Origin of the sequence: Bradyrhizobium sp. USDA 326, from assembly GCF_049739485.1 — a bacterium.
Classification (GTDB): Bacteria; Pseudomonadota; Alphaproteobacteria; order Rhizobiales; family Xanthobacteraceae; genus Bradyrhizobium.
In genome coordinates this window covers 2,237,926-2,258,309 of record NZ_JBMGQA010000001.1, presented here as the reverse complement: position 1 = coordinate 2,258,309, position 20,384 = coordinate 2,237,926, and the positions used below count along the sequence as shown (strand labels likewise).

At 63.6% G+C, this 20,384-nt stretch carries 16 protein-coding genes and 1 pseudogene; 11 read left to right on the top strand and 6 right to left on the bottom strand.

Annotation, left to right across the window (positions count from 1 at the left end):
- Positions 1-152: 152 nt before the first annotated feature.
- From ABIG06_RS10770 to ABIG06_RS10760, 3 genes are read right to left on the bottom strand one after another with little or no spacing between them, the layout of a single operon-like run.
- On the bottom strand, positions 153-1,028 hold the full coding sequence (locus ABIG06_RS10770) for an acyl-CoA acyltransferase (protein WP_370136311.1): 876 nt from the start codon (positions 1,026-1,028) through the stop codon (positions 153-155).
- A gap of 42 nt (positions 1,029-1,070) precedes the next feature.
- Positions 1,071-2,051, bottom strand: a complete 981-nt coding sequence (locus tag ABIG06_RS10765; protein ID WP_124160257.1) for an amino acid--[acyl-carrier-protein] ligase — start codon at positions 2,049-2,051, stop codon at positions 1,071-1,073.
- Positions 2,052-2,108: 57 nt separating this feature from the next.
- Positions 2,109-3,326, bottom strand: a complete 1,218-nt coding sequence (locus ABIG06_RS10760; protein WP_370136310.1) for an acyl-CoA dehydrogenase family protein — start codon at positions 3,324-3,326, stop codon at positions 2,109-2,111.
- Between the two features lie 356 nt (positions 3,327-3,682).
- Between ABIG06_RS10760 and ABIG06_RS10755 the strand changes: the two genes are divergently transcribed.
- The 3 genes and pseudogenes from ABIG06_RS10755 (at position 3,683) to mtnA (ending at position 6,251) form a co-directional block, all read left to right on the top strand.
- Complete coding sequence (locus ABIG06_RS10755) at positions 3,683-3,955, top strand: phosphopantetheine-binding protein (protein WP_124160259.1); 273 nt, start codon at positions 3,683-3,685, stop codon at positions 3,953-3,955.
- Between the two features lie 283 nt (positions 3,956-4,238).
- Positions 4,239-5,115: pseudogene (locus tag ABIG06_RS10750) on the top strand (S-methyl-5'-thioadenosine phosphorylase).
- Between the two features lie 29 nt (positions 5,116-5,144).
- Positions 5,145-6,251, top strand: coding sequence for an S-methyl-5-thioribose-1-phosphate isomerase (mtnA, locus tag ABIG06_RS10745; RefSeq protein ID WP_124160261.1), 1,107 nt, complete (start codon positions 5,145-5,147; stop codon positions 6,249-6,251).
- Positions 6,252-6,371: 120 nt separating this feature from the next.
- On the opposite strand, the gene ABIG06_RS10740 is transcribed toward mtnA, so the two are convergent.
- A complete protein-coding gene (locus tag ABIG06_RS10740; RefSeq protein WP_199751478.1) occupies positions 6,372-7,007 on the bottom strand; it encodes an HAD-IA family hydrolase in 636 nt (211 codons plus the stop codon).
- 110 nt (positions 7,008-7,117) lie between these two features.
- On the opposite strand from ABIG06_RS10740, the gene ABIG06_RS10735 reads away from it, so the two are divergent.
- Together ABIG06_RS10735 and ABIG06_RS10730 are read left to right on the top strand one after the other, a co-directional pair.
- Positions 7,118-7,876: a S1 family peptidase gene (locus tag ABIG06_RS10735; protein ID WP_199751479.1), complete on the top strand. Its 759-nt coding sequence runs from the start codon at positions 7,118-7,120 to the stop codon at positions 7,874-7,876.
- A 125-nt stretch (positions 7,877-8,001) separates the two neighbouring features.
- A complete protein-coding gene (locus ABIG06_RS10730) occupies positions 8,002-9,504 on the top strand; it encodes a flavin-containing monooxygenase (RefSeq protein WP_370136303.1) in 1,503 nt (500 codons plus the stop codon).
- A 129-nt stretch (positions 9,505-9,633) separates the two neighbouring features.
- On the opposite strand, the gene ABIG06_RS10725 is transcribed toward ABIG06_RS10730, so the two are convergent.
- Positions 9,634-10,554, bottom strand: coding sequence for a response regulator (locus tag ABIG06_RS10725; protein WP_124160265.1), 921 nt, complete (start codon positions 10,552-10,554; stop codon positions 9,634-9,636).
- Positions 10,544-13,915, bottom strand: coding sequence for a hybrid sensor histidine kinase/response regulator (locus ABIG06_RS10720; protein WP_424578273.1), 3,372 nt, complete (start codon positions 13,913-13,915; stop codon positions 10,544-10,546). Before ABIG06_RS10720 ends, ABIG06_RS10725 begins: the two co-directional genes overlap by 11 nt.
- 171 nt (positions 13,916-14,086) lie before the next feature.
- Between ABIG06_RS10720 and urtA the strand changes: the two genes are divergently transcribed.
- The 6 genes from urtA to fmdA all read left to right on the top strand — a co-directional run bounded on the left by urtA (position 14,087) and on the right by fmdA (position 20,343).
- Positions 14,087-15,346: an urea ABC transporter substrate-binding protein gene (gene urtA, locus ABIG06_RS10715; RefSeq protein WP_124160267.1), complete on the top strand. Its 1,260-nt coding sequence runs from the start codon at positions 14,087-14,089 to the stop codon at positions 15,344-15,346.
- Positions 15,347-15,476: 130 nt separating this feature from the next.
- Positions 15,477-16,403 (top strand): urea ABC transporter permease subunit UrtB, encoded by a 927-nt coding sequence (urtB, locus tag ABIG06_RS10710; RefSeq protein WP_370136298.1) that lies wholly within the window; start codon positions 15,477-15,479, stop codon positions 16,401-16,403.
- 17 nt (positions 16,404-16,420) lie between these two features.
- Positions 16,421-17,563 (top strand): urea ABC transporter permease subunit UrtC, encoded by a 1,143-nt coding sequence (gene urtC / locus ABIG06_RS10705; protein ID WP_370136295.1) that lies wholly within the window; start codon positions 16,421-16,423, stop codon positions 17,561-17,563.
- 65 nt (positions 17,564-17,628) lie between these two features.
- Positions 17,629-18,384 carry an urea ABC transporter ATP-binding protein UrtD gene (gene urtD, locus ABIG06_RS10700; RefSeq protein ID WP_370136293.1) on the top strand — a complete coding sequence of 252 codons (756 nt, stop codon included), beginning with the start codon at positions 17,629-17,631 and terminating at the stop codon, positions 18,382-18,384.
- An 11-nt stretch (positions 18,385-18,395) separates the two neighbouring features.
- Positions 18,396-19,085, top strand: a complete 690-nt coding sequence (gene urtE, locus ABIG06_RS10695) for an urea ABC transporter ATP-binding subunit UrtE (RefSeq protein ID WP_370136290.1) — start codon at positions 18,396-18,398, stop codon at positions 19,083-19,085.
- Positions 19,086-19,113: 28 nt separating this feature from the next.
- On the top strand, positions 19,114-20,343 hold the full coding sequence (gene fmdA / locus ABIG06_RS10690; protein WP_370136288.1) for a formamidase: 1,230 nt from the start codon (positions 19,114-19,116) through the stop codon (positions 20,341-20,343).
- Positions 20,344-20,384 lie beyond the last annotated feature (41 nt).

The following is a 20,384-nucleotide window of genomic DNA, read 5'->3' as shown; positions in this document are numbered from 1 at the left end:
AGTTTACGGAGGGTGACCGGCGGTGGTGAGAGAGCGCGCAAATGGCCAGCTGACAAGGCGATAGCCTGCAGCCGGATGCGCGGAGCCAGATTTGGGGGCGACCGTTCCCGCATGTCGTTGCGCTCATGCGGGCTGCAGGGCCGAGCGCTGCCCTAGGGCCCGTACAGTACGAGTTCCGTGTCGGTGAGGTCGGCGAGCTGCGGCCGGTGCGGGCCCTTGAAGTATTTGCGGCCGCGCCGCTCGGTGTAGATACCGACGAGGCCGGGAACCGGACCGTTGGCGTCGACGGCCACCGAGATCTTGCCGAGCCGCAGCAGCAGCCGGCCGATGCGGCCTGCGCATTCGACATATTCCGTGGCGTTCCGGCAATAGATCAGCTTCATTGCCGGCGGTGCAATGAAGCCGCGGCGGATGCGCACCGGTTGCAGGATGAAGGGGAACGTTCCCTTCGGCGTGCGGCAGACGAGGCTGAGGCAATTGTAGCGCGCATGCCGCGTCAAGAGCTCGGTCTCGGCTTCGGAAAGCCCCATGATCTCCTTGGCGTGTGGCGGGATCACCTCGATCTCGCTCCAGCGCGGAGCGCGCGCCAGCACAGGGATCGAGAAGAATATGCCGCGGCAATAGGCGCCAAAGCCCTGCGTTTCGATGATCGGCCAGGTCCATGGCGCCGGGCTGATGTTGAAATAGGTGACGTCCTTGTGCCGCTGGGCGATCTTGGTCAACAGCGGGGCGTAGTTGCGGTAGGCCGGGTCGACATACCAGCTCGACAGGTTGCACCGGATGGCCGTCGCTTCGCCGTCCTTGCGTGCCGTGTAGATCAAGAGCAGCACGCCGACCGGCGTGCCGTCGTCGTCCAGCATGTAGCCGAAGCGCGGATAACCCTCCGGCACCGGTCGGAAGGCCTGCCGGCGCAGGCCCTGAATCCAGTATTCGCGTGAACGCCCCACGAAGCCGCGCGTCAGCAAGTCCGCGATCTTCTCGACGTCGGACTCGGTGATTTCGCGGCATCGAACCTTGGTGTGGATCACGCTCGTCTTGCCCGTAGAAATGGTCGGCCTCGTGAGTTGCGTTTAGCGCCAGCCTTCGCCGTGGGCACCGGCCGCAACATGCGGCTGCAAGCCCAGGACGTCCTGTACCTTGGCGGGCCAGGCGGAGAGATCGGTGCCGTGGGTGTGGAACATGGCGACGGCCAGACGGTCCATGCCGAAGGCGACGCATCCGGTATGGGCCGGCTCGCCATCGGCGTCCTGGATTCCCCAGGTCGTGCCGAAATGCTCGCGATGGTAGTTGAAGCTCATGCAGGCGGTCGGCTGCTCTTCGGAACGCAGCGGAATCAGGAGCTCGAACTTGAGCTGCTGCTGTTTCTGGCTCACCGCCTTCATCTGGCCGACCCGGCCGAAGAAAGGATCGCTGGCATAGTCGAGACGGAAGGTGAGGCCGAGGTCGCGGGCGATCGCCTGCGCGCGCACCATCCAGCGCTCGCGGAAATCGGCGACGTCGTCGGGGCTGCCGATGCAGACATATTCGCGCATCCGGAACGATTGCAGCCGGTCGAGATGTCTCGACGGCTCGCGGCGGAAGCAATCCGCGGCGACGTCGAAGCGCAGGCCGCCCTTCGGCATTTGGCCACGGCTCGCCGCGATCGGGTAGACCGGATAGCAGGCGGCCGGTGACAGCACGAGATCGGCGGGGGATAGCGAGGTCGTCCAGTCGCCGCCAGCATCGAAGCGGCTCACCGCGGCATTGATCTCGCGCTCGGTGCCATGCAGGCCGCAAACGCAGCCGAGCAGGTTCGGAAAGCTCTTGAGATAGCCGGATTTTTCCAGCTGGGCGCGGCTCATCACCGGCGGGAAGCGCATCACCTCGGTGCCGGTCTCGCGATGGCCAGTGATCAGCGCGGCAAGCTTCTCGACGATGCCCTCATAGAGTGCGGTGCGGGCATAGACGCCGTCGGCACCCATGCGGTGAAACAGCTTGTCGGTGAGATGATCGAGCCGATCGATCATCTGCGGCGCGGTAGCGGGCGAGTCGGGGAGGACGGCAATATTCATGGTCGATGTCCTGCTATGTCAAAATTGTTCTTGTTGATTCAGTCGCTAGGGGGCGTGTCAGTCGCGAAGGCTTGTCGGCACCCCGCTCATCAGCGTCGATGTCGCGGCGTTGGCCAGGATGCGGTCATTGTTGATCATGATCGGCGACGACAGCACGTCGCGGAGGTGACGCCCCATGGTGAACTCGCCGTCGTTGCGGTAGCCGGAAAGACCCGCAGTGCGCATCGCATGCATCACGGTCTCGACTGCAAGCTCGGAGGCCTGCACCTTCAGCAGGGTGATCGAGGACTGGAAGTCGAGCGAGGCGAGCGCACGCTCGTCATGCTCGGCGCGGGCGAAAGCGTCGATGTTGGCGGCGATCAGCGCGCGCAGCTTGGCCAGCGACATCTTGGCGGCGGTGAAATGCGCCGCGGCCGGAGGCATCTGGCCGCCGGAAGAGCGCGCCGCCTTGCGGATGAAGGCCTGCGCGCGGGTCACGGCCGCAGCGGCGATGCCGGCCCAGACCGACGACCAGCACAGATGCGCGAACGGTGTCATGGTCTGGGCGTGGATCTTGTCGTAGGCTTCAGGGAAGACGCGGTCGGCAGGGCAGTCGACCTTCAGCTCGAATCCGGTCGAGCAGGTGCCGCGCATGCCGAGCGTCTCCCAGCCGAGCGTCTGCTTCAGCGAATAATCGTCCTTGGCGAGCGCCAGCAGCACCTGATCGGAGGCGGCGGCATCGGTGGCGCGGCGGGCGATGGTGACGAGACCGTCGGCTTCGGCGCCGTAGGAGATCACGGTGGCGTCGCGCACCAGCGAAACGGTGTCGCCGGCGTGGTCGACCGCGGCGGCGCTGGCGCGGATGTTGCCGCCATTCTGGCCCTCGGTGGTGGAGGAGGCGAGCAGCCACTGGTCGCGGGCGACCCGGCGCATCATGGTCTCCATCCAGGGAATGCCATGGCCGTGCCTGATGATGCAGGCGACCTTGGTCTGGTGCATCGCGTAGATCATCGCGGTGGAAGCGCAGGCGCGTCCGAGCGTGTAGCAGATGTCGGTGACGTCGTAGATCGAGGCGCCGAAGCCACCGAACTCGACCGGGATCATCACGCCGAGCAGCTTCTGCTCACGCGCGACCTCGAACGCCCTGTGCGGGAAACGCGCTTCGCGATCGACCCCGTCTGCGTCGGCCGCTGCAGCGGCGGCGGTCCGGGCGGCGCGCTCGACCAGGGAGGGGCCCTGCTCGAGGAAGCTCGTCTGCGTTTCGTCGACAGTAAGGACCGCTTCACGCACGTTCATGCTCGTCCGCCTCCGTTTTGCCGTTCAAGATCGCCGGCATCATTCGCGATGCCGCCGGTGATCCTCCGGCCATCTTTGCTTGTGAGACGAGGCTACGGATTTAATTCAAATACGTCGATGAAATAGAGGGTAAACAAAGCCCGATTCCGAATGAACAGTTAAGGCCGGGTTGTTTGCATCACTGGATTTCCCGGCATCGCGTTAGGACTCTGGAACAAGCATGAATTCCGGACAATCTGAGTCACCGTTTACTAACAAACGCGAAGTATTGGTGCCGCCCATTGCAGGACAGGCAGGCCGTGCCCATCGTAGCCGGCAGTCCGATCCGACTCCGATAGACAGATGGGAATTTGCCGATGCAGGCCTTCGATACCGAATTGCGCGACCGCATCATCAAGCTGGTTAAGGGCATCCTCGAACAGAATTCACTCAACGCAGACGTCACGCCTTCGGCCAAGCTCGTCGATGTCGGCCTGACGTCGATGGACATGGTCAATCTGATGCTCGGCGTCGAAGCCGAGTTCGATTTCACCATCCCGCAATCCGAGATCACGCCGGAGAATTTCCAGTCCGTCGAGACGCTGGAGCGCATGGTCGCCACCCAGCTGCAGCCGGCGACCGCGGCTTAACTCGGGGGCGCCGCGCCCTCCAAGAGGGCTTCCCTGCGAACGCAGGGACCCATACCGCGGTATCTATCGATCGTTTACGGTCGCCGTACTGGAACTGCTAGTCTTCGCCAAACGACCGCCTGTGGCTATGGGTCCCTGCGTGCGCAAGGGACGACACTGAGCGTGAGGCGAGCGCTCACCGCTCCTCACGCTACCGGCATCGCCCCTCCAGCCCCGTTCCAAATTCGCCGCAAAACTGGCATAGCTTAACCATGTCACACGTGGCGGACATGGTGGAGCAGGAATGACGCAGGCGATATTGGGTATCATCGGCGGCTCGGGCATCTATGACCTGCCCGGCCCTCGAAGGTGCGCGCGAAGAGGTAATCAAAAGTCCCTGGGGCGAGCCGTCTGCGCCGTTGCGGCGCGGCTCCATCGCCGGCCTGCCGATCGTGTTCCTGCCGCGGCATGACAAGGGCCACCGGCTGTCTCCCTCCGACATCAACTATCGCGCCAATATCGACGTGCTGAAGCGCGCCGGCGTCACCGATCTGATCTCGCTCTCGGCCTGCGGCTCCTTCAAAGAGGAACTGCCGCCCGGGACCTTCGTTCTCGTCGACCAGTTCGTCGACCGCACCTACAAGCGGGAGAGCTCGTTCTTCGGCCGCGGCTGCGTCGCGCATGTGTCGATGGCGCATCCGGTCTCGCCGCGGCTGCGCATCCATCTCGCGGCGGCGGCTGAGGCCGAGGGCATCGCGATCGCGCGCGGCGGCACTTATGTCTGCATGGAAGGGCCGCAATTCTCCACTTATGCGGAGAGCATGACCTACAAGACCCTTGGTTATTCCGTGATCGGCATGACCAACATGCCGGAGGCCAAGCTCGCGCGCGAGGCGGAGATCTGCTACGCCACCGTCGCGATGGTGACGGATTTCGATTGCTGGCATCCCGATCACGACGCCGTCACCGTCCAGGACATCATCCGCGTGCTGACGTCGAACGCCGATAAGGCGAAGGCGCTGGTGGCGCGGCTGGCAAAGGATTTTCCGCGCGTGCACGAGCCGTGCCCGATTGGTTCGGACCGTGCGCTCGACACTGCGCTGATCACGGCGCCCGAGGCACGCGATCCGGAGCTTCTGAAGAGGCTCGATGCTGTGGCCGGCCGCATCCTGCGGGCGTGAGACGCAAGAAGAACGAAAGGCAGAATGCCATGAAGGTCGACGGCAAGCATTTCCGCAGCATCTGGCGCGAGCGTGACGGCTGGTCGGTCGGCGCGATCGACCAGCGCAGGCTGCCGCATGAGTTCATCATCGCGCGCCTGACCTCCTGCGAAGACGCGGCCGTCGCGATCCGCGACATGCTGGTGCGCGGCGCGCCTTTGATCGGCGCGACTGCCGCTTATGGAATGGCGCTCGCAATGCGCGAGGATGCCTCGGATGCAGGCCTGAAGCGTGCCTATGACACGCTCGTCGTGGCGCGGCCGACCGCGATCAATCTGAAATGGGCCCTGGACGAGATGCGCGCGACGCTCGCGCCGATCGACCCCCTTGAAAGGGCAGAAGCGGCCTATGCGCGCGCCGACGAGATCGTCGAGCAGGACGTCGAGATCAACCGCGGCATCGCCGGCAACGGTCTGAAGCTGATCGAGGCGATCGCGGCGAAGAAGCCGGGCGAGACGGTCAATGTCCTCACTCATTGCAACGCCGGCTGGCTCGCCACCGTCGATTGGGGTACGGCGACGGCGCCGGTCTATCTCGCGCATGAGCGCGGCCTCAAGATCCATGTCTGGGTCGACGAGACCCGGCCGCGCAACCAGGGCGCCTCGCTCACGGCGTGGGAGCTCGGCCATCACGGCGTGCCGCACACGGTGGTCCCGGACAATACCGGCGGACACCTGATGCAGCACGGCATGGTCGATCTCGCCATCGTCGGCACCGACCGCGTCGCCGCCAACGGCGACGTCTGCAACAAGATCGGCACCTATCTGAAGGCACTCGCCGCGCATGACAATGGCGTGCCGTTCTACGTCGCGCTGCCGTCGCCGACGATCGACTTCGCCGTCCATGACGGCATTCGCGACATCCCGATCGAGCAGCGCAGCGGCGTGGAGGTCACCGACATGACCGGTCGCACGGCCGATGGCCGGCTCGAGACGGTGCGCATCGTGCCGGAGGGCTCGCCGGTCGTGAATTACGCTTTCGATGTGACGCCCGCACGGCTCGTCACCGGTCTCATCACCGAGCGCGGCGTGGTGAAGCCGGATCGCGCTGCGCTGGCGGCGGCGTTCCCCGAGCGGGTCGCTGCTGCGGCGGAGTAGATTTGGTCGGGCGATATCCCGCCACAACCGTCATTGCGAGCGCAGCGAAGCAATCCAGAGTCTTTCCGGGGAGGCAGTCTGGATTGCTTCGCTGCGCTCGCAATGACGGAGTCTGACGCGCTACCCGAGCTTCAGCCCCGTCGCCTCCTCGAGCTCGGCGATCGCCTGTGCGCCGCTCGTCACCTTGATCGTGGTCATGCCCATTTCGCGCGCGGGCTTCAGGTTGACGCCGAGATCGTCGAGATAGACGCACTTGTTCGGATCGACCTTCAGCGTCTCGACCATCAGCCTGTAGATGCGCGGGTCGGGCTTGCGCAGGCCGATCTTCGCGGATTCGATGACGTGATCGAACAGCACCATCACTTCGGCGATGTAGAGGGAGCGTCCCGTCATGCTGCCGATGGCGTTCGCCGGCAAATTGTTGGTGATGCAGCCGGTCGTGAACTGCGCCTTGATGCGCTTCAGAGCCTCGACCATCTCCGGGCGCAGATCGCCCTGCAGCAACGGCAGCACGTCACGGCCGCGCACTTCCGCACCAAGCGCGAGCGATTCGGCGGCGAACAATTCGTCGAACGTGTCGATGTCGACCTCGGCCCGCTCGAACTTGGCCCAGGCGTTTTCCAGGTGATTGGCGGCGTTGGTGCGCCGGATGATGTCGATGGGCAGGCCGCGCTCGGTCTCGAACCGCGTGAACGCCTCGAATGGTGAGCTCGTCAGCACGCCGCCAAAATCAAAGATCACAGCCTCGATCGTCAATGTCCTGCCCTCGTCAATTCCTTTCCAAGAGGGCTAGCATGCGGTATCGGCAAGAGCCAGTCCGAAGCCGTCCCCCTCCATCACCGATGCTGACGCCAAACCGTGTTCCCATGAAGAAGCTCGCCACGTTCATCGCTGCCGCGCTGCTGCTCGCCGCGCCCGCCCACGCCATCGTCGGTGGCGGCACGCCGCAGGCCGATGGTGTCGCGCGTGCGGTCGTCACCATCGTCGGATCTCGCGGCAATTTCTGTACCGGCAGCCTGATTGCACCACGCGTGGTCCTGACGGTCGCGCACTGTGTGCAGCCTGGCGCGGACTACAAAATCGTCGATCGCGGTGCCGACGGCGCACCGCAATTGCTGAATGTGCGCACCGTTGCTATCCATCCAAACTTCAACATGCAGGCGATGCAGGCGCACCGCGCCACCGCCGACGTCGCGCTGCTGCAATTGGAAATTCCACCCAAGGGAAAATCCACGGTGACGGTCGGCACGCCGACGATTCCAATTCAGGTCGGGAGTCGCTTCGTCGTCGCCGGCATCGGCGTCACCGTTCGCGGTGACGGCAAGAGCGGCGGCACAACGCGCGCGGCGGGCCTCGTTGCGACCGGGCAGCCCGGCACGCTCCAGATCCGCCTGGTCGATCCCGTAACCAACGGCGTTCGCGACGGAATTGGTGCTTGCACCGGCGATTCCGGCGGCCCCGTGTTCGAGGACAAGCCGAACGGTCCCGTGCTCGTCGGCCTCATCAGCTGGTCCACCGGGCCGAACGGCGCAGCCGGTTGCGGCGGGTTGACCGGCGTCACGCCGCTGACGCTTTATCGCGACTGGATCCTGCAGACCGCGCGGAGCTGGGGTGCGGGCCTGTGATTTGACGTCGATTTGATCTATGTCATTTTGAAGCGAAAGCGCGGCGGGCGAAACTGCCCGTCGCGGAGGAAACGCGCCGTCCGGTCAAGGGCGGCCACAGAAACAAGCAAGGCATAGAAGCAACAATGAATGTCGCTGTTCGCAGTCACGCCACGGCCAAACAGGCTTCTGAACATTTCGACGTGCTGATCGTCGGCGCCGGTATCTCCGGCATCGGTAGCGCCTATCACATCCAGAAGCAGCTTCCGGGCACGAGCTACGTCATCCTGGAGGCGCAGGAAACATTCGGCGGCACCTGGAGCACACATCGCTATCCCGGCATTCGCTCCGACAGTGATCTGCATACCTTTGGCTACAGCTTCAAGCCGTGGGTCGGCCCGCCGATCGCGACCGCCGAGGAAATCCTCTCCTATATGAAAGAGGTGATCGACGACAACGATATCGCGCGGCACATCCGCTACAAGCACAAGATCAATTCCGCCAGCTGGTCCAGCGAGCAGAATCTCTGGACCATTGAGGCGGTGACGACCGACACCGGCGAGCCTAGGACCTTCACCGCCAACTTCCTCTGGATGTGCCAGGGCTATTATCGCCATTCGGAAGGCTACACGCCGCAATGGAAGGGCATGGACCGCTTCAAGGGCCGCATCGTCCATCCCCAGACCTGGCCCGATGATATCGACCTCGCCAACAAGAAGGTCGTCGTGATCGGCTCGGGCGCGACGGCGGCAACGCTGGTGCCGAACATCGCGGACCAATGCGCGCATGTCACCATGCTGCAGCGCTCGCCGACTTACTTCCGCCTGGGCCGCAACGCCATCGAGATCGCGGAAGAATTGCGGCGGCTTCAGGTCGACGAAGCCTGGATCCACGAGATCGTGCGACGCAAGATCCTGTTCGAGCAGGATGCGTTCACGAAGCTCTGCGTATCCAAGCCCGAGCAGGTCAAGAAGGAGCTGATCGGCCAGATCAGCGCAGTCCTGGGACCCGACTACGACGTCGAGACCCACTTCACGCCAAAATACCGGCCGTGGCGGCAGCGCATCGCTTTCGTGCCGGATGCCGACCTGTTCAAGGGCATTGCCAGCGGCAAGGCCTCGGTCGTGACCGACGAGATCGAATGCTTCGTCGAGAACGGCATCCAGCTCAAATCGGGCAAGGTGCTCGAGGCCGACATCATCGTCACCGCGACCGGGTTCAATCTCGCCGCGCTCGGCGACATCGCCTTCGAGATCGACGGCAGGCCGCTCGCCTTCGGCGACACCGTCACCTATCGCGGCATGATGTTCACGGGCGTGCCGAACATGGTCTGGGTATTCGGCTATTTCCGCGCCAGCTGGACGCTGCGCGTCGATCTCGTCGCCGATTTCGTCTGCCGGTTGCTCGGACACATGAAGGCGAAGGGTGCAAAGAAGGTCGAAGTCAAGCTGCGGCCTGAAGACCACAACATGCCGATCCTGCCCTGGATCGATCCGGAAAACTTCAACCCCGGCTACATGATGCGCAACATGGACCTCCTGCCCAGGCGCGGCGACAAGCCGGAATGGCAGCACAGCCAGGACTACTGGACCGAGAAGGATGAGATCCCGAAGACGGACCTCGACGACAAGGCGTTCGTTTACGGGTGAGGGGCGTCGTCGGTGGAAGGGACGGTAGACGGCGCTACACACCCCGCTGTCGTCCCGGATCGGCGCTGCGCTTATCCGGGACGACACCGTTGATCGGGTGAGCGGCATCCCAACTCATTTGCAGCACATTCACGAATTCCGCCTTGTCGCATTCGCCGCAATGGCCGCCGCGGCCGTCCGGTTCTCCACGCCGAGCTTGGCGTAGATCTGCTCGAGATGCTTGTCGACCGTGCGCGGGCTGAGACCCAAGATTTGCGCGATGTCGCGGTTGGTCTTGCCCTTGCTGAGCCAGGCCAGAACCTCTCCCTCGCGGGTGGTGAGGCCGAGCTCGCTGGTGAATTCGGGCGGCAGCGCGGTGCCGGAGTCCCTGGAGAGCCGCAGCAGGAACTCGTTCGGCGCGGTTTCGCCCATGTAATAGAGCCGAAGTTGCGGATTGTCGGGCAAGGAAGCTCCTTGCGACTTCGAGCTGCCCTTGGCCTTGGCCTGCTCCAGCCACTGCAGCAGCGCTGGCGGCAGGACGAAATCGTCGGCCTGCGCGCCGTGATGGTCGGACAGCAGTTTCTGCGCCTGCGGCGTCGCCCAGAGCACGTTGCCTTGGCGATTGACCGCGAACAGGAAGCGGCCGGAGACGTCGAGCGCCGCGCGCGCGCTCTGGGTCAGCCGGGCATTTCCGAGATGGACGCGGATGCGTGCCAGCATCTCCTCGATCACGATCGGCTTGGTCACGTAGTCGACGCCGCCGGCTTCAAGTCCACGCACGATATGCTCGGTCTCGGCAAGGCCCGTCATGAAGATCACGGGGACGTTGGCAAGACCGGCATCGCGCTTGAGCCGGCGGCAGGTCTCGAAGCCGTCGATGCCGGGCATCACCGCATCGAGCAGAATGATGTCGGGCGTGAGCTGCTCGATGATGCGCATCGCCGCGGCGCCGTCGAGCGCCACCATGACCGTCATGCCGGCGCCGTCGAGCGCGTCGGTGAGCAGCCGGAGCGTCTCCGGAGAATCATCGACAACGAGCGCAACGTCGCGCTTCTTCGACTCAATGTTCATACGCGTGCAACGTCTTCAATGTGGCCATGTACTGGTCGAGATCGAAGCGATCGACCAGCGACCGCATCTGCGCGACGAAGTCGGCATGCTCAGGATGATCGTTGCCGATCTCGTCCAGCTTCAACTGGATACCCCTGACGTAGCCGATCTGGCCGAGCCCGATCAGGGCCTCGATGTGCCGCGCCGGTGGCTTTGATCCGGTCTCGGGACGCCAGAGCGGCACCGCGACCTCGCCCGAACCGTATTGCCATTCGATCTTGAGGAGCTGACGGATCGTCTCCAGCAGCCGCGGGATGTCGATCGGCTTCATCAGGTAGCCGTCGTGGAAGGGTTGAGCCAGCGGCGCGCCGTGGGCCTCCAACGCGCTTGCCGACACCATCAGGATGCGCGCCTGGTGATGGCCGCTCGCGCGCAAGGCCTCGGCCACGGTCCAGCCGTCCATGGCGGGCATCGAGATATCGAGCAGGAACAGATCGGGCCGGCAATGCTGCGCCAGCGCGAGGCAGCCGGCGCCGTCGGGCGCGCTGAGCAGGATGAAACCGAGCGGCGTCAGCACCTGGCGCAGGAGGTCGCGATGCACGGGATCATCGTCGGTGATGAGGATGGTCTTGCGGGCACCGTGATAGCCGGAGACCGGGGCCTCAACCGGTGCGATGCGCTGGGGATTGGTGACCTCCGAGAGCAGGATCTTGACCTTGAACGTTGAGCCGGCGCCGACCGCGCTTACGACCTTGATATCGCCGCCCATCACGCCGGCGAGCAGGCGGCTGATGGTGAGGCCGAGGCCGGTGCCGGTCTGCGGCTGCGAGACGCCAAGCGCACCGCGCTCGAAAGGCGCGAAGATGCGTTCGAGATCGTCGCTCCGGATGCCCGGGCCGGTGTCGATCACCTCGAATTCGGCAACGGGGCTGCGATAGTGCACGACGAATTGCACACTGCCGGACTGGGTGAACTTGATGGCGTTCGAGAGCAAATTGATCAGCACCTGGCGCAGCCGCTTCTCGTCCGCATAGACCACGAGCGGCAGCGACGCCGGCCGCCTGAACACGAAATCGATACCTTTGGCCGCAGCCTGAAGGCGGAACATGCCGACGAGCTGCTCGAGGAATTCGCCGAGGCGCACCTCGTCGCGCGACAGATACAGCCGCCCCGCCTCGATCTTGGAAATGTCCAGGATGCCGTCGATCAGGCCGGACAGATGGTCGGCGCTGCGGCGGACGACGCGGACCTGGTCGCGCGGCTTCGGGCCCAGTGTCGTATCCTGCTCGAGCAGCTGGGCATAGCCGCTGATCGCGTTCAGCGGCGAGCGCAGCTCATGGCTCAGGCCCACCACGTAGCGGCTCTTGGCGAGGTTGGCGGATTCGGCGACTTCCTTGGCACGTTGGAGCTCGGCGTCGGTGCGCTTGTGCGCGTCGATCTCCTGGATCAGCAGCGCGGTCTGCCGCCGCGTCTCGGCCTCGGCGGCGCGGCGGCTCTGCTGCGCCAGCACGAACAGCCAGGCAACCACGCCGATGATGATGCTGAGCGAGAAGAACACCTTCCAGAGCACGTCGGACACGAGCTCGTTTTCCCCACGGACGCTCGCCGACGTCTGCAGATAGATCAGTCCCAGCACCAGGGCGACCAGGCCGGCTGAGACCGCGAACACGCCTATATAGTGGCCGAGTTGAGAGTTGATCCGGGCATAGATCGATTGCGGCATCAGCTTGCCCAGCGTCTCTGCCACCTGTATCTGGATTCGTGCGTGCGGCTTGCAGAGATCGTGGCAGCGCGCGTCCAGCGAACAGCACAGCGAGCAGATCGGCCCGGCATAGGCAGGGCAGGAGGCCATGTCCTCCGGCTCGAACGAGTGCTCGCAGATGCAGCACTGGATCGCTTCGATGTTCTGCCAGCTCCGCTTCGGCTTGCGCGCGATGTAGTACTTGCCGTCGGTGGCCCAGGCAATCAACGGTGCGGTGAGGAAGGCGACCGCGAGCGCTATGAAGGCTGACAGCGCCTTCGCGGTAGGCCCGAACAGGCCGTAAAAGGCGCTGATGGAAACGATGGTCGCGATCGTCATCGCACCCACGCCGACCGGGTTGATGTCGTAGAGATGTGCGCGCTTGAACTCGATCTGCTGCGGCCGCAATCCAAGCGGCTTGTTGACGACGAGATCGGCGACGAGCGCGCCGACCCAGGCGATCGCGACGTTCGAATAGAGCGCCAGCGTCTGCTCCAGGGCCTTGTAGACGCCGATCTCCATCAACAGCAGTGCCACGATGACGTTGAAGACCAGCCAGACCACGCGCCCGGGATGGCTGTGGGTCAGGCGCGAGAAGAAGTTCGACCAGGCGATCGAGCCGGCATAGGCGTTGGTGACGTTGATCTTGACTTGCGACAGGATCACGAAAGTGCCGGTCAACGCCAGAGCGAGGTCAGGCTGCGACAGCACATAGCGGAACGCTTCGAGATACATGTGCGCCGGCTCGGCGGCCTCCTCGGGCGGCACGCCGTGGCTGAGCGCGAAGAAGGCGAGAAACGAGCCGGCCAGCAGCTTCAGCGCGCCGAGCACGATCCAGCCCGGTCCTGCGCTCATCAGCGCCATCCACCAGGAGGCCCTCGAGGCGCGGCGGTCGCGCGGCAGAAATCGCAGGAAGTCGACCTGCTCGCCGATCTGCGCCACCAGCGAAAACACGACCGAGGCGGCAACGCCGAACAGCAGCAGATCGAAATGTCCGTTGAGATCGCCGTGCTCGCCCGAGAATTTGCGCCACTCCGTGAAGGAGTGCGGGTTGTGCCAGGCGATCGCCGCGAACGGAATGATGTGAAGGATCACCCATAGCGGCTGCGTCCACAATTGGAAGCGGCTGATCAGCGTGATGCCGTAGGCAACCAGTGGGATGATGACGACGGCGCTGATGAGGTAGCCGATCGGTCGCGGAATCCCGAAGCACATCTCGAGCGCGGACGCGAGGATCACGGCTTCGATCGCAAAGAAGATGAAGGTGAAGGACGCGTAGATCAGCGACGTGACGGTCGAGCCGATGTAACCAAAGCCGGCTCCCCGCGTCAGCAGGTCGATGTCGATGCCGCACTTGGCCGCATAATACGCGATGGGGACACCGCAGCAGAAGATGATGATCGAGACCACCAGGATGGCGGCAGTCGCGTTGGTGACGCCATAGTTCAGCGTGATTGTGCCGCCGATCGCCTCCATCGCCAGGAACGAGATCGCGCCCAGGGCAGTGTTGGCGACGCGGGCGGCGGACCAGCGGCGTGCGCTCTTGGCGGTGAAGCGCAGGGCGTAGTCTTCCAGCGTCTGGTTGGCGACCCATTGGTTGTACTGGCGCCTGACGCGGTCTATTCGCTGCCGCCCTGCCACGTAACCCCCACTCCCTGATACGGACCCGGACCCCTCGCAAATTCCGTACCAGAAGCCTACGTCGGCATTTTGCGGTGCAGTATACGCGATCTTGCGTATGCTTGTGCTGCACAAATTCGAGCCATCCTCCCGGCACCGATAGCGTGTTCTCGAACAAAAGTGGGGGTGCTCATGTCAGACGAAGCAAACAAGGGCCTGTTGTCGCCGCTCCGGCGCAAATTGCTGATGGGGATGGCCGCCGTGCCTGTTGTCACGATGCTGCCGCGGGCGTCCTTTGCGCAGGCCCCGGCGACATCGGCGGTCAACACCACGGGTCTTGCGGTCACCGACACCGAGGTCACGGTCGGCATCCTGCATTCGGCGACCGGCACCATGGCGATCTCCGAGACCGGCTCGATCGAGGCCGAAAAGCTCGCGATCGAGCAGATCAACGCGGCCGGCGGCGTGCTCGGGCGCAAGATCAAGTTCATCCAGGAGGACGGCGCCTCCGATTGGCCGACCTTCGCGGAAAAGGCCAAGAAGCTGCTGGTCAACGACAAGGTCGCGGCGATCATGGGCTGCTGGACCTCGGCTTCCCGCAAGGCGGTGCTGCCGGTCGTCGAGCAGTATAACGGCATGCTCTATTACCCGACCTTCTACGAAGGCCTCGAGCAGTCCAAGAACGTGATCTACACCGGCCAGGAGGCGACCCAGCAGATTCTCGCCGGCCTGAACTGGATCGCCAAGGAAAAGGGCGCGAAGACCTTCTTCTTCATCGGCTCCGACTACATCTGGCCGCGCACCTCGAACAAGATCGCGCGCAAGCACGTCGAGAACGTCCTGAAGGGCAAGGTCGTCGGCGAGGAGTACTACGCGCTCGGCAGCACGCAGTTCAACTCGGTCATCAACAAGATCAAGCTGACCAAGCCCGACGTGATCTTCACCGACGTCGTCGGCGGTTCCAACGTCGCGTTCTACAAGCAGCTCAAGGCCGCCGGCATCGATCTCGCCAAGCAGCCGCTGCTGACGATTTCGGTGACTGAGGACGAAATCGACGGCATCGGTGGCGAGAACATTGCTGGCGCGTACGCCTGCATGAAGTACTTCCAGTCGCTGGACAATCCCAACAACAAGGCCTTCGTGCCCGCCTTCAAGAAGATGTGGGGCGAGAAGACCGTGATCGGAGACGTCACCCAGGCTGCGTATCTCGGCCCGTGGCTGTGGAAGTTGACCGTCGAGAAGGCCGGCTCCTTCGACGTCGACAAGATCGCGGCGGCGTCGCCCGGCGTCGAATTCAAGGGGGCCCCGGAAGGTTACGTGCGCATCCACGAGAACCATCATCTCTGGTCGAAGACCCGGGTGGGTCGGGCCAAGCTCGATGGCCAGTTCGAGCTGATTTACGAGACCGCCGATCTCGTCGAGCCGGATCCGTTCCCGAAGGGCTACCAGTAAGCGACGGCATCCCTCGCGCCTTCTCGCAGACACCAAGCCGCTCCCTGGCGTGGATCGCAAGTCCATGCCTCAAGACCCCGCGTCGCGAACCTGCTCGCGACGCGGGACCCTTTCCCGACGGAGGACATAGATGTTCGGCGACTATTCGATTGGCGACCTTGGCTCGATCTTCGTCATGCAGGGTTTTGCCGGACTGATCCTGTTCTCCGTCTATGTCCTGATGGCGCTCGGACTTGCCATCATCTTCGGCCAGATGGGCGTCATCAACATGGCCCATGGCGAGTTCATGATCCTCGGGGCCTACGTCACCTGGATGACCTCGAACGTCTTCCAGGCCTACATGCCGAGCCTGTTCGGCGGCTACTTCTTCCTTGCGATGATCCTGGCATTCATCGCATCCGGCGCGCTCGGCATGCTGGTGGAGTGGGTGCTGATACGGCACCTCTACAAGCGCCCGCTCGATACGCTGCTTGCCACCTGGGGCCTGAGCCTGATGCTTCAGCAGGCCTATCGCTCCGTGTTCGGCGCGCGCGAGGTCGGAGTCGAGCTGCCGCAATGTATGCTGGGCTCGCTGCACGTGACCGACAGCATCGAGGTGCCGATCAACGGCGTCTTCGTGATGGGTCTCACCGTGCTGATCACCGTTGCCGTTGCCTACGTTCTCTACCTGTCGCGCTGGGGGCGCCAGGTGCGTGCGGTCGTGCAGAACCGCATCATGGCCGGCGCGGTCGGCATCAACACCGAGAAGGTCGATCGCTACACCTTCGGACTCGGCTGCGGCATTGCGGGCGTCGCCGGCAGCGCGTTCACCATGATCGGATCCACCGGTCCGACCTCCGGTCAGCTCTACATCGTCGACACGTTCCTGGTGGTGGTGTTCGGCGGTGCCGCGAGCCTGCTCGGCACCATCGCCTCGGCCTTCTCGATCTCGCAGACGCAATCGACCCTCGAGTTCTTCATGTCGGGTTCGATGGCCAAGGTGCTCACGCTGCTCGCTGTCGTCGGCATCCTGATGCTGCGGCCGCAGGGTCTGTTCGCCCTCAAAGTCCGCAAATAACGAGAAGCAGGCAAGCCATGATCATCAACTCACGCTTCTTCAATCGTTCCGAACTCACGGGCTTTATCGTCCTCGCCGCCGTGCTGTTCGTGATCCTGCCGCTGTCGCTCGATGTGTTCCGCCTCAATCTCGTCGCGAAGTACCTGACCTACGCCTTCGTTGCGCTCGGCCTCGTGCTGTGTTGGGGCTATGGCGGCATCCTGAGCCTGGGGCAGGGCGTGTTCTTCGGTCTCGGCGGCTACTGCATGGCGATGTTTCTCAAGCTCGAGGCCTCGAGCGTCGAGAACACGAAGATCCAGTCGACCCCGGGCATTCCCGATTTCATGGACTGGAATCAGATCACGTCACTGCCGCTGTTCTGGCAGCCGTTTCACAGCCTCACCTTCACGATTCTCGCCATCATCCTCGTCCCCGGCCTGTTCGCGCTGATCATCGGCACCGCGATGTTCAAGCGCCGCGTCGGCGGCACCTACTTCGCGATCATCACCCAGGCGGTCGCCGCCATCCTGACCATCCTGATCGTCGGGCAGCAGGGCTACACCGGCGGCATCAACGGCATGACCGACTTGCGCACGCTCAAGGGTTGGGACATCCGGCCCGACCACGCCAAGATCATCCTGTACTTCGTCGAGGTGGTGCTGCTGTTCGCCTGCATCGGCATCGCGCAGTTCATCCGCCTGACCAAGCTCGGTCGCATCCTGGTTGCGATGCGCGAGCAGGAAGATCGCGTCCGCTTCTCCGGCTACAGCGTCGCCAATTTCAAGATCTTTGCCTTCTGCATGGCCGCGATCTTCGCCGCGATCGGCGGCGCCATGTTCGCGCTCAATGTCGGTTTCATGTCGCCGTCCTTCGTCGGCATCGTGCCGTCGATCGAGATGGTGATCTACACAGCCGTTGGCGGGCGGACGTCGATCTTCGGCGCGATCTGGGGCGCCATCCTGGTGAATTTCGCAAAGACCAGCCTGTCGGAATCCTTCCCGCAGCTCTGGCTGTTCGGGCTCGGCGCTCTGTTCATCGCGGTCGTGCTTGCCTTCCCGAACGGCCTGTCCGGACTCTGGGCCGATTACGTGCAGCCGCGCATCGACCGGCTGTTCGCCTCGCGCAAGACGAAGGCGGGCTGGAACGGCAATTCGGTCGCCGACGGCGCACCGGCAGAGTGAGGAGGTAGATCATGCTCGTCGGTCATCACGATGCCGATGCCACGCTGGCGGTAAGGAGATAGATCATGCTCGTCGGTCATCAGCCCAAGGATTTCCTGCTCGCGGTTTCAGGCCTGACCGTCTCGTTCGACGGGTTCAAGGCGGTCAACGACCTCTCCTTCTACGTCGAGGAGAACGAGATTCGCGTCATCATCGGTCCCAACGGCGCCGGCAAGACCACGGTGCTCGACCTGATCTGCGGCAAGACCAAGGCGACTTCCGGCTCGATCCAGTTTCGTGGCAAGGAGCTCACGAAGTTGAGAGAGAACGAGATCGTGCAGACCGGTGTCGGCCGCAAGTTCCAGACGCCGTCGGTGTTCGAGGATCTCACCGTGTTCGAGAACCTCGAGATCTCGTTCCCACGCGGCCGCACCGTGTTTGGTTCGCTGACCTTTCAGCGAGATCAACTCGTCAAGGACCGGGTCGAGGAGGTCGCGGAGATGATCTTCCTCAAGGACAAGCTCAACACCTATGCCGACGAGCTGAGCCACGGCCAGAAGCAGTGGCTCGAGATCGGCATGCTGCTGATCCAGGACCCGGACCTGCTGATGCTCGACGAGCCCGTCGCCGGCATGAGCGTGTCCGAGCGCGCCAAGACCGCCGAATTGCTCAACCGCATCATCAAGAACCGTTCGGTGCTGGTGATCGAGCACGACATGAAATTCGTCGAGGACATCGCACACAAGGTCACCGTGCTGCACCAGGGCCAGATCCTTTCGGAAGGCACCATGGAGAAGGTGAAGAACGATCCCAAGGTCATCGAAGTGTACCTCGGTCACTAAGGAGCACGCTGATGCTGGCTATTTCGGATCTCCACGTCGCCTACGGCCAGAGTGAGGTGCTGCATGGCCTCAACGTCAAGGTCGCGCCCAACGAGATCGTCGCGATCATGGGTCGCAACGGCATGGGCAAGACCACCCTGATGAAGTCGCTGATGGGGATCCTGCCGGCCAAAAGCGGCTCGGTGACCATGGACGGCGCTGAGCTCGGCAGCCTCAAGAGCTACGAGCGCGTCGCCAAGGGGCTCGCCTATGTGCCGCAGGGCCGCATGATCTTCTCCACCATGATGGTGAAGGAGAACATCGAGACCGGGCTCGTGGTCGCAGGCGAATCCGAGGTGCCCGGCGATATCTACGAATTGTTTCCGGTGCTGCTGGAGATGAAAGGCCGCCGCGGCGGCAACCTGTCCGGCGGCCAGCAGCAGCAGCTCGCCATCGCCCGCGCACTCGCGACCAAGCCGAAGGTCTTGCTGCTGGACGAGCCGACCGAAGGCATCCAGCCCTCGATCATCAAGGAGATGGCGCGCACGTTGAAGCGCATCCGCGACGAGAAGGGCCTTTCGATCGTCGTGTCCGAGCAGGTGCTGAGCTTTGCGCTCGATATCGCCGACCGCGTGCTGGTGATCGAGAACGGTGAGATCGTGCGCGACGATCCGCGCAACGCCGTCGATGCCGCGCAGGTCTCGAAATATCTGTCCGTCTAACCAACCGTAGTCAAAGGGGAGCCTCTCGATGCCAGAGACACTGATCAAGGTCGATCTCACCAAGTCGGCCTATGAAAACGACATGGTGCACAACCGCTGGCACCCCGACATCCCGATCGTGGCCTGGGTCAATCCCGGCGACGATTTCATCATCGAGACCTATGACTGGACCGGCGGCTTCATCAAGAACAACGACTCCGCCGACGACGTGCGCGACATCGATCTGTCGATCGTGCACTTCCTGTCCGGCCCGATCGGCGTCAAGGGCGCCGAGCCCGGCGATCTCCTCGTCGTCGACCTGCTCGACGTCGGCCCGCTCAAAGAGAGCCTGTGGGGCTTCAACGGCTTCTTCTCCAAGCAGAACGGCGGCGGCTTCCTCACCGACCACTTCCCGCTGGCCCAGAAGTCGATCTGGGACATCAAGGGTCTCTACACCTCGTCGCGTCACGTGCCCGGCGTCAACTTTGCAGGTCTCATCCATCCCGGCCTGATCGGTTGCCTGCCCGATCCGAAGATGCTGGACACCTGGAACAAGCGCGAGGCCGAGCTGATCTCGACCAATCCGACCCGCGTGCCCGGCCTTGCAAACCCGCCCTTTGCACCGACCGCCCATGGCGGCCGCGCCAAGGGCGATGTGAAAGCCAAGATCGGCGCGGAGGGCGCGCGCACCGTGCCGCCTCGCGAGCATGGCGGCAATTGCGACATCAAGGATCTTTCGCGCGGCTCGCAGATCTACTTCCCGGTCTACGTGCCCGGCGCCGGTCTTTCGATGGGCGATCTGCACTTCAGCCAGGGCGACGGCGAGATCACCTTCTGCGGCGCCATCGAGATGGCCGGCTGGCTGCACCTGAAGGTCGAGGTGATCAAGGACGGCATGTCGAAATACGGCATCAAGAACCCGATCTTCAAGCCGTCGCCGATCACGCCGAACTACAAGGATTATCTGATCTTCGAAGGCATCTCGGTGGATGAAGCCGGCAAGCAGCACTATCTCGACGTCCACATCGCCTATCGCCAGGCCTGCCTCAACGCCATCGAGTATCTGAAGAAGTTCGGCTATTCCGGCGCCCAGGCCTATTCGATCCTCGGCACCGCGCCGTGCCAGGGCCACATCTCCGGCGTGGTCGACGTGCCCAACGCCTGCGCCACGCTGTGGCTGCCGACCGAGATCTTCGACTTCGACGTGATGCCGTCGGCGGCCGGTCCCATCAAGCACATTACCGGCGATATCCAGATGCCGATCTCGCCGGACAAGTAATCCATGTGCGACGGAATGCGGGACGGCGTCTGCTTGCCGTC

Bases quoted from the DNA above. Each gene is read 5' to 3' on its own strand.
- ABIG06_RS10765 (WP_124160257.1), bottom strand. From the start codon at position 2,051: ATGAATATTGCCGTCCTCCCCGACTCGCCCGCTACCGCGCCGCAGATG.
- ABIG06_RS10760 (WP_370136310.1), bottom strand. From the start codon at position 3,326: ATGAACGTGCGTGAAGCGGTCCTTACTGTCGACGAAACGCAGACGAGC.
- ABIG06_RS10755 (WP_124160259.1), top strand. From the start codon at position 3,683: ATGCAGGCCTTCGATACCGAATTGCGCGACCGCATCATCAAGCTGGTT.
- mtnA (WP_124160261.1), top strand. From the start codon at position 5,145: ATGAAGGTCGACGGCAAGCATTTCCGCAGCATCTGGCGCGAGCGTGAC.
- ABIG06_RS10735 (WP_199751479.1), top strand. From the start codon at position 7,118: ATGAAGAAGCTCGCCACGTTCATCGCTGCCGCGCTGCTGCTCGCCGCG.
- ABIG06_RS10730 (WP_370136303.1), top strand. From the start codon at position 8,002: ATGAATGTCGCTGTTCGCAGTCACGCCACGGCCAAACAGGCTTCTGAA.
- ABIG06_RS10725 (WP_124160265.1), bottom strand. From the start codon at position 10,554: ATGAACATTGAGTCGAAGAAGCGCGACGTTGCGCTCGTTGTCGATGAT.
- urtA (WP_124160267.1), top strand. From the start codon at position 14,087: ATGTCAGACGAAGCAAACAAGGGCCTGTTGTCGCCGCTCCGGCGCAAA.
- urtB (WP_370136298.1), top strand. From the start codon at position 15,477: ATGTTCGGCGACTATTCGATTGGCGACCTTGGCTCGATCTTCGTCATG.
- urtC (WP_370136295.1), top strand. From the start codon at position 16,421: ATGATCATCAACTCACGCTTCTTCAATCGTTCCGAACTCACGGGCTTT.
- urtD (WP_370136293.1), top strand. From the start codon at position 17,629: ATGCTCGTCGGTCATCAGCCCAAGGATTTCCTGCTCGCGGTTTCAGGC.
- urtE (WP_370136290.1), top strand. From the start codon at position 18,396: ATGCTGGCTATTTCGGATCTCCACGTCGCCTACGGCCAGAGTGAGGTG.
- fmdA (WP_370136288.1), top strand. From the start codon at position 19,114: ATGCCAGAGACACTGATCAAGGTCGATCTCACCAAGTCGGCCTATGAA.